Consider the following 13,523-nt stretch of genomic DNA (forward strand, 5'->3'; position numbering starts at 1 on the left):
GGCAGGCATGATGCCCACCCTCAAAGTTGATTTACGCTTCGTCTTTGACTGCCGCCTGATACAGGTAAACGGTTGCCAACGGCGGTACGGTAACAGACAGGGAATTTGGTTTGCTATGCGACCAAACTTCTTCTGTCTCCACCGTTGCGCCGGCAGAAACGCCGCTGCCTTTGTAATGCAGGTCGTCTGAATTGAGGATTTCGCGGTATTCGCCGGCAGAATTCACACCAAAGCGGTAGCCTTCGCGTACTACTGGTGTGAAGTTGCTGATGACGATAACGCGGTTGCCTTCGCGGTCGCGGCGCTCGAAAACGAATACGGAATTGTCGCCGTCATCGGCAACCAGCCATTCAAATCCTTCAGGCCATTGGTCTAATTGATAAAGCGGCGCAGTGTCTTTATAGACATGGTTCAACTCGCGCACGAAGTCTTGTACGCCTTTATGCCAGCCGCCTTCTTGCTCCAGCAAGAACCAATCCAGTCCTTCGTTGTAGTTCCACTCGCGGCCTTGTGCAAACTCATTGCCCATAAACAACAGTTTCTTACCGGGGAATCCGTACATAAAGCCGTAGTAGGCGCGCAGGTTGGCAAATTGTTGCCAGCAGTCGCCGGGCATACGTCCGAGCAGCGAACGTTTACCATGCACGACTTCGTCGTGCGAGAGCGGCAGGACGAAGTTTTCGCTGTACTGATACATCATGCCGAAAGTCATTTTGTTGTGGTGGTATTTGCGGTTGATGGGGTCTTCCATCATGTAGCGCAAAGTATCGTTCATCCAGCCCATATTCCATTTGAAGCTGAAGTTCAAGCCTTCTTGGCGGGTCACATTGGCAAATGAAGTGGACTCTTCGGCGATTTCAGTCGCAGCCGGAACTTCCTCTTTCAACATGGTGTTGGTATCACGCAGGAAAGCGATGGCTTCAAGGTTTTCATGGCCGCCGTATTGGTTCGGAATCCACTCGCCGTCTTTGCGCGAATAGTTGCGGTAAATCATCGAAGCCACCGCGTCAACGCGGATACCGTCAAAGCCAAAACGTTCTATCCAATACAGGGCGTTGCCTTGCAGGAAGTTTTTCACTTCGTTTCTGCCGAAGTTGTAAATCAGGGTGTTCCAGTCTTGGTGGTATCCTTCGCGCGGATCGGCGTGTTCGTACAGCGCGGTGCCGTCGAATTTGGCCAGGCCGTGGTCGTCGGTTGGGAAATGGCCGACCACCCAGTCGAGGATAACGCTGATACCTGCTTCGTGCGCGGCTTTAATCAATGCACGCAATTCTTCCGGCGAACCGAAACGGCTGGTCGGCGCATACAAACCGGTTGCCTGATAGCCCCATGAGCCGTCAAACGGATATTCGGAAACAGGCAGGAACTCGATATGGGTAAAGCCCATGTCTTTGACGTATGCCACCAATTCTTTGGCAAGCTCTTCGTAAGTCAGCCAGAAATTGTTTTCCGGATTGCGTTTCCACGAACCCAAATGCACTTCATAAATGCTGATCGGCGCATCAATGGCATTGGCGCGAGCGCGGAAGGCCGGTTCTTCCACTTCATCAGGCAAACCACGCACGATAGATGCGGTGGTCGGGCGCAGTTCCGCACCGAAAGCATACGGGTCGGCTTTTTCACGTACATTACCGTTGGCATCGCGGATTTCAAATTTGTAGAGGGCATTAAGTTTGACTGCAGGAATAAAGATGTCCCAAATACCGTTGTCGCGGTGGAAACGCATTACATGGCGGCGGCCGTCCCAGTTATTAAATTCGCCGATAACGGAAACGCGTTGCGCATTGGGCGCCCAGACGGCAAAGCGTATACCCTTCACGCCATCCAACTCGGCAAAATGCGCGCCTAAAGTCTCATAAGGACGCAGGTGTTTGCCTTCGGCCAACAGCCAGGAATCCATGTCTTGCAATGCAGAGCTGAAATGATAAGGGTCTTCTTCAATCACTGGCTCGGTGTCTTCGGTGTAACGGATACGCAAAGCGTAATCAGGCGCATCATCGGGCAAAACAGCCACAAAGAAACCGCGTTCATCAATTTTTTCAGACGGCACGATGAGTTCGCCGCTGCGGCGGTTCACAATATCCACGCTTACTGCGCCGGGAATCAAAACGCGTACCACTTCATCGCCCTCTGCAAGGCGATGTCGCCCCAGATAAGCGAACAAGTCGCTGTGGGTGGCAAGAAACAGGCTTTCGACCGTATCGCGCTCGATTTGGTCAAGTTCATGATAAGTCTTGATTTGGCTGTTTGTTTTCATGCGTACCTCGTCAATAATGGCAAGTTGGCCGCCCATGAGGCGGTGTTGTAGGAAATCTTCCAAAGAAACCGGCATTTTTTGCGCCCAGTTCGGATAGCCTTCGGTTACACCCGGGACATTCAGATTGTCGATGACGCCCAGCAGGTTTTCCAGTTGTACGGCGTAAAGTTTGCTGCGGCTCAATGCGCCGTATTTATGCAAAGCCGCCAGCAAGGTTTCATCGGCTTTTGCCGGCATTTGTACGTCTGCACCCAGACAGCCGGTTTCTTTCAATTTATCCAGCAAATCAGCTTTATCGTGTTCGCGCTCGTCCAAGGCCGTCTGAAAAGCGGCTGCATCAGGCAAAGTACCGAGTTTGAACATCGTATCCAAATCTTTGCCTATCCAATAGCCTGCCAAGGGCGCAACATCGTGGGTACTGATGACCGTAATCGCCTGCTCGGGGTATTCTTCAGGTAATTGAAAACCGTTCCAGCCCTTGCTGAAATACATGACTTTGTAAGAGAACACTTGATAGCGGTTGAGCAGATAACGCGCTTGATCGGGTACCGTACCCAAATCCTCGCCGATAATGACGCAACGGTTGCGCCGGCTTTCCAAGGCCAAAATGGCAAAAGTCACTTCGGCATCGTAATGCACATATGCGCCGAAATCTGCTGTTTTATCGTTTAAAACCCACCACAAACGACACAATGCCATCACATGGTCAATCCGCAACACGCCATACAGGCGCATGTTTTCGCGCAACAAATGGGCAAACTTCTCATAGCCCGTATGCTTCAACATCGACGGATTAAGCGGCGGCAAATCCCAATTCTGCCCTGTCGGCCCCAAAGGATCGGGCGGCGCGCCGACCGATACGTCCATACAATAATCTTGGCGGTTTAACCAAGTATCCGCGCTGCCTCGCGCCACGCCGACTGCCAAATCGCCGTAAATGCCGAGTTTGACACCGTATTCGGCAGCGGCTTGGTTGACTTCGCGCAACTGCTCCGCACAAAGCCATTGCAGCCACATATAAAAACGGATTTCACGTTCATGGCTGCGCGCGAATTTTTCTACCGCTTCGCCATCAGGCTGATGAAATTCAGACGGCCATGACTGCCAACCCACTTGTCCGGGACGGCTGTAATACTGGTCCAAAGCCTCAAACAAACCGAAGCCTTGCAAAGCCTTGCCTTTTTCCGCAACAAATGCTTCAAATGCAGCGCGTTCATTTGCCGCAGCTTCGCAGGTATTTTGTTCAAACGCATTAAACGCCATTTGCAGCGCATCACGCTTGCATGCCCAAACCGCCGTATAAGTCACCGTTTCCGTAACACGCAAAGCGGCAATACGCTGACGGATTTTCGGTTGTGCCAGCCAGTTTTTCAGTTGCTCGTTATAAGTAAACGCGCCGACTTTTTCGATATCCAAGTAAATCGGATTGAGCCATTCGCGCGAAGAAGGGCTATACGGGCTGGCAAAGGCAGGCTTGCTGGTAAACAAGGCGTGCAAAGGGTTGATACCGACAAAATCCAGCTTTTTCTCCCCCGCATATTTCATCAGGTTCAACAAATCAGTAAAGTCGCCTATGCCCCAGTTGCGCTCGGAACGCAGACTGTACAAATGCATGGTCAAACCATTCATCCGACCGCCATTGGCAAGCAGTTTGGGTTGGTAAACCGATTCAGGCGCAACAATCAGGCGTACAAGGCGACATCCGCCACCGGTATCGGCCGACAAAGTGTAATAACCGCAAGCCAGTCGGGGCAGCTTAATCCAAAGCGTATCGTTGTCGCCTGGATATAAAGTCAAGCTCTGGCACTCATCTGCCTCATCAATCAATACGACCGCTTCCGCACCATGAAATTCAGACGGCATCTGTAAAGATTCTTCGCCGTTTTCATGCGCGATCATCGTATTCAGATAAAGGCCGTCTGAATCCGGTTTGCTTTTGTCCAAAACAGCAACGATCGATTCCAACACTTCAGGTTTGGTCGCATGATATGTACCGTTGATGTCGTGGTAGCCTAAATCAATACCGGCCTCTACGGCCTGTCGCTCCAATGTCTCACTCATTGCATTCTGCCTGTTTTACCAATATCTGAATCTTAATACAGATTGTGTCGCACCGTTATATGTAATTTATTGTAGTCTCTAACAAAATCCATATTTCCCTGTTTGATTTGACCTGCGCCAAAATTTCCTATTTATCTGTCTTGTAAAAACTTAAAGGCCGTCTGAAAAGGAAGGTTTCATTCCTTTTCAGACGGCCTTTATCATGCTTCAAGCCTGATTAGTGGTGGTGATGACCGTGCGGGCCATGTACGTGACCGTGGGCAATTTCTTCCTCGGTCGCATCGCGCACACCTTCAACAGTCGCTTTGAACAATACTTTCATACCGGCCAAAGGATGGTTACCATCCACTACGGCTTTACCGTCGGCAACATCGGTTACACGATAAATCAATACATCGCCGGTTTCCGGATCATCGGCTTCAAACATCATGCCGACTTCAACTTCGACAGGGAACACGCTTACATCTTCAATACGCACCAGCTCAGGATCTTGCTCGCCGAAAGCATCATCAGGCGACAAAGCCACTTCAACGGTATCTCCTACATTTTTGCCGTGCAACGCTTCTTCCACCAAAGGGAAAATACCGTCATAACCGCCATGCAGGTAAGCAATCGGCTCTTCGGTTTTATCCAACAACTGGTTGTTTGCATCGTACATTTCATAATGCAGCGAAACTACGGAATTTTTAACAATAGACATCATGTCGTCCTTAATCAATATTTAAAAGTCAAGTCCAGGCTATTCTATCACAGCTGTAACTAAACAATCGGTTTACCTTAAACAAATACTTTTGGCAAACACAACAAAACCAAAAAAGCCCATATAAAAAACCAAATTGAATGATCCCAATCCATAAAAGTTGCTTTTTCACAACACAAAGTTGCTAAATTACAAAAAATTCCCCAAACGCAAAAACATTCTAAATCCTTAAAACCAACAACAGTTAAAAATAATCAAATTATTGAATATAAACAACTTTTTAAAAGTTCATTAATTATGAATATTTTTAGATGATTTTTTACCTGCCTCCCTGATTTACATTATTTTCGTTAATTTTGTATTGATTTTAATCCGCAAACGGTTAAGCAACGTTGCATTGGCCCACCCCGTGGGGCATAATAACGAAAATTCAGCAATGAATTTCTACTGTACAGGCCGTTTGACGGCTATTTTTAGTTTAAATGTTTAAATCGATTTAAAAAAGGTCCTCAAAAATGAAAAAATCTCTGTTCGCTGCTGCTTTGTTGTCTTTAGCTTTGGCCGCTTGTGGCGGTGCTGATAAAGCTGCTGAAACTGCTGCTTCTGCTGCTTCTGAAGCCGCTGCTTCTGCTACTGAAGCTGCTGCTTCTGCTGCTGAAGCTACCGAAGCTGCTGCTACTGAAGCCGCTGCATCTGCTACTGAAGCCGCTGCTTCTGCTACTGAAGCTGCTGCATCTGCTGCTGAAGCCGCTGCTTCTGCCGCTTCTGAAGCTGCTAAATAATATTCTTTTGAATATAAGAAAAGCAGGATACCATTGCGTATCCTGCTTTTTTACATTCCTCACACTCCCCTTCCCGACTTTTCCGCCTGACTGCCATGCACCTTCACGACCGTTTTGCTGAGTTTCTTTCCGCCTCTGAAATTATCGAAGCCACTCCGGCCTTGTTAAATGACCAACGCCACCGCTTTGTTTCTTCGCCGAATATTGTCTTACAGCCGAACTCTGTCGAAAGCGTGCAGAAAATCATGCGTTTCTGCTTTGAGAACCGTATCCGCGTCACCCCGCAGGGCGGCAATACCGGATTATGCGGCGCAACGGTAACCACCGAAGGTGTACTGCTCAATCTCTCCAAACTCAACCGCATCCGCGATATCAACCTTGCCGACAACAGCATGACGGTTGAAGCTGGCGTGATTTTGCAAAATGCTCAAAAGGCGGCAGCCGAAGCCGGACGACTGTTTCCGCTCAGCCTTGCCAGCGAAGGCTCTTGCCAAATCGGCGGCAATATCGCCTGTAATGCCGGCGGTTTGAATGTCTTGCGTTACGGCAGCATGCGTGATTTGGTATTGGGTTTGGAAGTCGTTTTACCAAACGGCGAACTGGTTTCCCACCTTCAGCCCCTGCACAAAAACACAACCGGCTACGATTTGCGCCATCTTTTTATCGGCAGCGAAGGAACATTGGGCATCATTACCGCCGCCACACTCAAACTCTTTGCCCAGCCCAAAACCAAAGCGACAGCATGGGTAGGTTTAGACGATATTGAATCCGCCGTCTCGCTTTTAACTGCGGTACAAGGCCATTTTGCCGAACGCTTGACCAGTTTCGAGCTGATCAGCCGCTTTGCCCTCGATTTATCTTCGGAATTCAGCCAACTCAAAAAGCCTGCCGATGCGGAATGGCATATTTTGATTGAACTTGCAGATTCCGTTCCCGATGCCGGACTGGATGAAAAGCTTGCCGAATTTCTCTATCAAAACGGATGGGAAAACAGCATCTTGGCGCAATCCGAGCAAGAGCGCTCCGATTTATGGACCTTGCGTGAAAATATTTCCGCTTCCCAACGCAAACTCGGCACCAGCATCAAACACGACATTGCCGTCCCTATCGCCCAAGTAGCCACCTTTGTCCGCCAATGCGCGCCTGCCTTGGAAACCCGTTTCCCCGGCATACAAATTGTCTGCTTCGGACATTTAGGTGACGGCAGCCTGCATTACAATACATTCCTTCCCAACGTATTGAGCAACGAAGCCTACCAATACGAAGACGCCGTCAATACCATTGTTTATGAAAACATCCTTGCCTGCCACGGTACGATTGCCGCAGAACACGGCGTAGGCATCATCAAAAAACATTGGCTGCCCCGCGTACGTACACAGGCCGAACTCGTTCTGATGCATGCCATCAAAAATCAGCTTGACCCTTATAGCATTATGAATCCGGACAAACTCCTGCCTTCTTTGGATTAACCAATACAAAAAGGCCGTCTGAAACATTTCAGACGGCCTTTTTATTTTATCCAAACTATTTCAATGCCGTTTTCCAATCCAATCCGCCCAACGACGGTACCTGTATCACTTCGTTGGTATCCAAATTGACCGCTGTCAGCTCTCCGCCCCACAACGCGCCGGTATCCAAAGCAATAACCTGATCGGTATTAACGTAACCCAATGACGACCAATGTCCGAACACGGTAATATAATCCAAATTCTGCCTATCCGGCGCTTTAAACCAAGGGCGCAGGTAAAGCGGCATTTTTTTCAGAGTGGATTTATATTCATAATCCAATTCGCCTTTATACGTCAGCGCCCGCATACGGGTAAAGACGTTGATAATCATGCGTAGGCGCTCATAGCCTGTCAAATCGTCCGTCCACTCGGTCGGCTTGTTGCCGTACATTTTGCCAAAAAATTTCCTGTACTTTTTACCTTGCAACTCATCCTCAGCTTCACGGGCAAGGCTTTCGGCTTTATCAACCGACCATTGCGGCAAAATACCGGCATGCACCATCACATGCCTGTCGCCGCGCACCAACAGCGGCTGATGACGCAGCCAGTCAAGCATGGCATGACTATCGGGATGGGTCAAAATCGGCTCAACCGTATCACTACGCTTGAGCGTTCCTTCACCGCAACCGACTGCCAAAAGATGTAAATCATGATTGCCCAAAACCATTTGCACACTGCTGTCATGCTCTTTGGCAAATTTCAGGGTTTCCAAAGACTTCGGGCCGCGATTGACAATATCGCCGACCAGCCAAAGGGTGTCCGTACCATGATTAAAGCCGATTTTGGCAAGCAACAAAGTCAGCTCATCAAAACAGCCTTGAATGTCTCCGATTGCGTAATGTGCCATTATTATTGTTTTCCGTTGTTATTATTTTCAGACGGCCTCAAGCCCAGCCCAGGCCGTCTGAAAACATCATTTATGCATTTAAAACCAATACTGCCTCTGCTTCAACCTGAACGCCTTTAGGCAGGCTGGCCACGCCAACCGCCGCACGTGCAGGGAAAGGTTGTTCGATAAATTCAGCCATCACTTCATTAAACACGGCAAAGTTGGCCAAATCGGTCAAATAAGCATTGAGTTTGACGATATCGTTCAAAGAACCGCCGGCCGCTTCGGCTACGGCTTGCAGATTTTTAAATACTTGCACTGCTTCGGCGCGGAAGTCGCCATCTCCGACCACAGTCATCGTAGCCGGATCCAAAGGAATCTGACCGCTCATATAAACCGTATCGCCTGCGCGGACTGCTTGGCTGTATGCACCAATCGCGGCAGGGGCTTTGTCGGTATGGATAATGGTTTTAGACATGATATTCTCCTCAAATAGAAATGTCAGAATCAGGTGGAAGCTTCGAATTTTACTTTCAACAGAAATACGTTTCAATAAAAGCATTCAATTAATGCGTTTAGCCCGTCTTGTTCTTCCCCGATTTTAAACCTACAATCCCACACATTATTCATTTCAAAGCCGAAATTATTATGTTTTTTGTCTTATCCCCAGCCAAAAACCTCAACGAAAAAGACCCCTCCCCCATCAGCAGCTTTACCCTGCCCGATCTTCTGCCCGAAGCAGAAATCCTGATGCAGGAGTTGCGTCAGCTTGCCCCCCAACAAATCGCCGAGCTGATGCATGTTTCCGACAAAATCGCCCTGCTCAATGCCGAACGCAATGCCGTATGGCACACGCCGTTTACCCCTGAAAATGCCAAACAGGCCGTATTTATGTTCAACGGCGATGTCTATGAAGGCATTGCCGCCGATACCCTCAAACCAGAACAAATCGACTATCTGCAACAACACGTCCGCCTGCTCTCCGGCCTATACGGCGTACTGCGCCCGCTCGACTTAATGCAGCCCTACCGCTTGGAAATGGGCACGGTCTTTGCCAACTCGCGCGGTAAAAACCTCTACGAATTTTGGGGCGATAAAATTACCGACCTGCTCAACCAAACACTGGAGCAGGCCGATAGCGACGTTTTAATCAACCTCGCCTCACAAGAATATTTCAAATCCATCAACACTAAAAAACTCAACGCACGCCTGATTACGCCGATTTTTAAAGACGAGAAAAACGGCAAATACAAAATCATCAGCTTCTACGCCAAGCGTGCGCGCGGTTTGATGGTGCGCTACGCGGCAGAACACAGCATTACCGAGCCTGAAATGCTCAAAAATTTCGACTACGAAGGCTATTCATTCAATGAAGCAGCTTCAAACGAAGCCAAATGGGTATTCATGCGTGAAGAACAATCCAAATAAAAACAAAATACTAGATATTTTCCCTAAAATACCACTTGGCAAAGGCCGTAAGTTCCATTAGTATTACGGCTTCAAGAACGGAAGCGTGGCAGAGCGGTTTAATGCAACGGTCTTGAAAACCGTCGAGGGTTGATAGCCCTCCGTGAGTTCGAATCTCACCGCTTCCGCCATTCTTGATAAGGATATAAAGACTTGATTGATTCAAGTCTTTTTTTTATTTTTGTCCTTTTGAAATTTAAGTTTATGTTGACAGGTCAACATTATCGATAAACAAAAGGCCGTCTGAAACTTCCCTATCCGGTTTCAGACGGCCTTTTAAACTTTATACCTATCCAAGCACCCCTTCCCTGTTTATAACCGAATACAAAACCAAAGGCCGTCTGAAAATCTCTTTTCAGACGGCCTTTGGTTTTTCTACAAATCAAACGCGGCATTAATCAAACGTTTGGTGTAGTCGTTTTGCGGATGGTGGAAAATCTGATCCGCGCTGCCGTACTCAACCATTTCTCCCTGCTTCATCACAATCACATTATCGCTGACAGCGCGCACGACAGACAAATCATGACTGATGAACATATAAGTCAGGCCGTATTTCTTCTGCAAATCGCGCAAAAGTTCGACCACTTTGGATTGTACGGAGCGGTCAAGTGCAGAGGTCGGCTCGTCCAAAAGAATGAATTTCGGGCGCAGGATAACGGCGCGTGCAATAGCGATACGCTGACGTTGTCCGCCGGAGAATTCATGCGGATAGCGGTTGAGCGCATCAAGCGGCAGGGACACTTCCTTCATGACTTCCAAAACGCGCTGGATACGTTCTTTTTTGGTCATTTCAGGATGATGAACCGTCAAACCTTCGCCAATAATTTCGCCAACGGTCAAACGCGGGGAAAGCGAACCGAACGGATCTTGGAACACAATTTGCCGTTGCGATTTCAGACGGCGTGCTTCTTCGGTGGTATAGTTTTTCAGGTCTTTGCCTTCAAAGGAAATATGGCCGGTATAAGGCAGCATCTGCATGACGGCTTTGCCCAGCGTGGATTTGCCGGAACCCGACTCGCCGACGACGCCCAATGTTTCGCCTTCTTTAATTTTGAGGCTGATGCCTTTGACGGCGTCAAAAGTTTTGAGCGGCTTGCCGAAAAAGTTTTGCTTCAATACGAAAGAAACATTGACATTATCGGCATCGATTAACACACCGGCGCTGGTTTCTTCCGGCTCTTTCATACCTTTGGGAATGGCATTGATGAGTTCGGCGGTATATTCGTGTTTCGGATGGGTAAATACTTCTTTGATTTTGCCGCGCTCAACAATTTCGCCGTTACGCATGACGCAGACGGTTTTGGAATAGTGTTCCGCCAAACCCAAATCGTGGGTAATGAAGATAATCGCCATGCCCATTTGCTGTTGCAAATCGTGGAGCAAATCGAGAATCTCAGCTTGAATGGTCACATCCAAAGCGGTGGTCGGCTCATCGGCAATCAGCAGGTCAGGTTCATTAATAAGCGCCATGGCAATCATAATACGTTGCAGCTGACCGCCGGAAAACTCGTGCGGATACTGCTTCATACGGCGTTCGGCTTCTTTGATGCCCACACGTTCCAACAATGCCAATGCCTTCTGTCCTGCTTCTTTTTTGCCGAGCTTTTTATTGTGCACACGCGCCGCTTCAATCAGTTGCGCACCGATACGCATAAACGGATTGAGGGAAGTCATCGGCTCTTGAAAAATCACGCTGATGCGGTTGCCGCGCAAATCACGCAGGGTTTTCTCATCTGCATCCAAAATGGAAATGCCGTCAAAAGTAATGCGCGAATCTTTGCTGTATCGGGCAAATTTTTCAGGCAGCAGGCGCATAACGGACATAGATGTTACGGACTTTCCCGAGCCGGATTCGCCGACCAAAGCCAATGTTTCGCCCTCTGCCACTTTAAAGCTGACATTACGCACGGCATGCACGGTTTTCTCATGCAGCTCAAAATCGATGTCCAGATTTTCTACAACCAGTAACTGTTTTGTCATTTTGATAATCCTTTTGGTTGCGGTTTAGCGGTCTTTCGGGTCAAGCGCATCGCGCAGGCCGTCGCCGATAAAGTTGAAACAGAACAAAGTGGTTACCAAGAAGAAACTCGGCACGAGCAGTTGCCATGGTGCGGCTTCCATCGAAATCGCACCTTCTTGCAGCATCGAACCCCAACTAGTCATCGGCTCTTGCACGCCCAAGCCCAAGAAGCTCAAGAAGGATTCAAACATAATCATGCCCGGCACCAGCAAAGAGGCATACACCATCACCACGCCCAAAACATTCGGAATAATGTGGCGCGTTACGATTTTACGTTTTGCCACGCCGCTCACACGCGCCGCTTCGACAAACTCTTTATGCTTCAAGCTCAAGGTTTGGCCGCGCACGATACGCGCCACGTCCAGCCAAGACACCAAACCTACGGCGGCAAAAATCAAAAGCAGATTGCGGCCAAAGAACGTGGTCAGCAGAATGACAAAAAACATAAACGGAAACGCGTTCAAAATTTCCAAAAAGCGCATCATCAGCGAATCGAGCTTACCGCCGATAAAGCCGGCAATCGCGCCATAAAGCGTACCGATGACAACGGCCACCAATGCGCCGGCCACACCGACCAGCAAGGAAATACGTCCGCCGGTTGCCGCGCGCGACAGCAAATCGCGACCGAGCAAGTCCGTACCCAGATAGTGATGAGTAGAAAGGGACGGCGGAATCTGCATATTGTCCCAGTCGGTGAAGTCGTAGGTGTAGCGGACAATCCATGGTGCCACAATCACAAAAATGCTGATCAGCAACAGGATGATAATGCTGTACACCGCCGCTTTGTTCTGTTTAAAACGCCGCCATGCGTCGCTCCACAGGCTTTTGCCGTGTACTTGGGCGTATTCTGCTGCCTCTGCGAGGGCCTGAGTCTGCTTCTTTTTAAATAACATAATGTTCTCTCTCGCTTTTTATTCTTTCTTCAGGCCGTCTGAACGTTTCAGACGGCCTTTGCGCAAATGGGATTAATAACGGATTTTCGGGTCAATAATGGCATACAGAATATCGAGGATGGCGTTGAACAAAATGGTCATAATGCCCACCAAAATCGTCAAACCCAAAATCATGCCGTAGTCGCGGTTGAGCGCGCCGTTGACAAATAATTGTCCGACACCGGGAATACCGAACACGTTTTCAATCACAATGGAGCCGGTAATGATGCCGACGAATGCCGGGCCTAAGAAAGAAACAATCGGCAGCATAGCTGGGCGCAGCGCATGGCGCAGGATGATGCGGCTCATGGGCAGGCCTTTGGCGCGTGCCGTGCGGATAAAGGGGCTGTTCAATACTTCAATCATCGCGCCGCGCGTAATCCGCGCGATACTGGACACATAACCGATGGACAAAGTAACAACGGGCAAAATCAAGTTCATCAGTGCGCCATCGTTCCAGCCGCCTGCAGGCAGCCATTGCAGTCTGACGGCAAACACCAGTACCAATACCGGCGCCATCACAAAACTGGGAACGACAATGCCGGTCATCGCGCCGCTCATCAGCGCATAATCCAGCCAGCTATTTTGTTTTAAGGCGGCGATGATGCCGATAAACATGCCGAAGATAGCGGCGATTAAAAAGGCGTAGAAGCCAAGTTCTGCCGATACCGGCAGGGATTGGGCAAGCAACTCATTAACGCTGAAATCTTTATATTTGAACGATGGCCCCAAATCCCCCTGCGCCAACTGCTTGAGGTAGTGGAAATATTGGAGGTACATCGGATCATTGAGGTGGTATTTGGCTTCGATATTAGCCATGACCGCAGGCGGCAGATTGCGTTCGCCTGTGAACGGGCTGCCCGGTGCGAGCCGCATCAGGAAAAACGATACGGTAATCAACACCAGCATGGTCGGGATGGAAGCACATATCCGTTTGATGATGAATTTCAACATAATCAGGCTGTCC

General features: G+C 49.0%; 10 protein-coding genes and 1 tRNA gene. 4 read left to right on the forward strand and 7 right to left on the reverse strand.

The genetic code is table 11. The features are described 5' to 3' along the window. Nucleotides 1–31: 31 nt before the first annotated feature. Nucleotides 32–4,318, reverse strand: a complete 4,287-nt coding sequence (glgB, locus tag HMPREF2608_RS07455; RefSeq protein ID WP_070826494.1) for a 1,4-alpha-glucan branching protein GlgB — start codon at nucleotides 4,316–4,318, stop codon at nucleotides 32–34. 217 nt (nucleotides 4,319–4,535) lie between these two features. Beyond that, nucleotides 4,536–5,018 (reverse strand): FKBP-type peptidyl-prolyl cis-trans isomerase, encoded by a 483-nt coding sequence (locus HMPREF2608_RS07460; RefSeq protein ID WP_003683125.1) that lies wholly within the window; start codon nucleotides 5,016–5,018, stop codon nucleotides 4,536–4,538. A 515-nt stretch (nucleotides 5,019–5,533) separates the two neighbouring features. On the opposite strand from HMPREF2608_RS07460, the gene HMPREF2608_RS07465 reads away from it, so the two are divergent. Together HMPREF2608_RS07465 and HMPREF2608_RS07470 are read left to right on the forward strand one after the other, a co-directional pair. Then, complete coding sequence (locus tag HMPREF2608_RS07465; protein WP_070826495.1) at nucleotides 5,534–5,800, forward strand: hypothetical protein; 267 nt, start codon at nucleotides 5,534–5,536, stop codon at nucleotides 5,798–5,800. Between the two features lie 95 nt (nucleotides 5,801–5,895). Continuing rightward, nucleotides 5,896–7,269, forward strand: a complete 1,374-nt coding sequence (locus tag HMPREF2608_RS07470) for an FAD-binding oxidoreductase (RefSeq protein WP_070826496.1) — start codon at nucleotides 5,896–5,898, stop codon at nucleotides 7,267–7,269. A 55-nt stretch (nucleotides 7,270–7,324) separates the two neighbouring features. On the opposite strand, the gene HMPREF2608_RS07475 is transcribed toward HMPREF2608_RS07470, so the two are convergent. Next, entirely contained in the window at nucleotides 7,325–8,155 is an 831-nt protein-coding gene (locus HMPREF2608_RS07475) for a symmetrical bis(5'-nucleosyl)-tetraphosphatase (protein WP_063068237.1), read from the reverse strand. A 70-nt stretch (nucleotides 8,156–8,225) separates the two neighbouring features. Continuing rightward, nucleotides 8,226–8,615: a RidA family protein gene (locus tag HMPREF2608_RS07480; protein ID WP_036472307.1), complete on the reverse strand. Its 390-nt coding sequence runs from the start codon at nucleotides 8,613–8,615 to the stop codon at nucleotides 8,226–8,228. Nucleotides 8,616–8,785: 170 nt separating this feature from the next. Between HMPREF2608_RS07480 and yaaA the strand changes: the two genes are divergently transcribed. Beyond that, entirely contained in the window at nucleotides 8,786–9,565 is a 780-nt protein-coding gene (gene yaaA / locus HMPREF2608_RS07485; RefSeq protein WP_070826593.1) for a peroxide stress protein YaaA, read from the forward strand. A 79-nt stretch (nucleotides 9,566–9,644) separates the two neighbouring features. Beyond that, nucleotides 9,645–9,735: transfer RNA gene (locus tag HMPREF2608_RS07490), tRNA-Ser, on the forward strand. A gap of 244 nt (nucleotides 9,736–9,979) precedes the next feature. On the opposite strand, the gene HMPREF2608_RS07495 is transcribed toward HMPREF2608_RS07490, so the two are convergent. From HMPREF2608_RS07495 to oppB, 3 genes are all read right to left on the reverse strand, one after another. Beyond that, the gene (locus HMPREF2608_RS07495) at nucleotides 9,980–11,584 is read right to left on the reverse strand and encodes an ABC transporter ATP-binding protein (RefSeq protein WP_070826497.1); all 1,605 of its coding nucleotides are present in this window, start codon (nucleotides 11,582–11,584) and stop codon (nucleotides 9,980–9,982) included. Between the two features lie 24 nt (nucleotides 11,585–11,608). After that, a complete protein-coding gene (gene oppC, locus HMPREF2608_RS07500; RefSeq protein ID WP_049335539.1) occupies nucleotides 11,609–12,517 on the reverse strand; it encodes an oligopeptide ABC transporter permease OppC in 909 nt (302 codons plus the stop codon). A gap of 72 nt (nucleotides 12,518–12,589) precedes the next feature. Then, entirely contained in the window at nucleotides 12,590–13,510 is a 921-nt protein-coding gene (gene oppB, locus HMPREF2608_RS07505; RefSeq protein ID WP_036490316.1) for an oligopeptide ABC transporter permease OppB, read from the reverse strand. Nucleotides 13,511–13,523 lie beyond the last annotated feature (13 nt).

This window comes from Neisseria sp. HMSC064D07, from assembly GCF_001837185.1.
GTDB classification, from domain to species: Bacteria; Pseudomonadota; Gammaproteobacteria; order Burkholderiales; family Neisseriaceae; genus Neisseria; species Neisseria flavescens_C.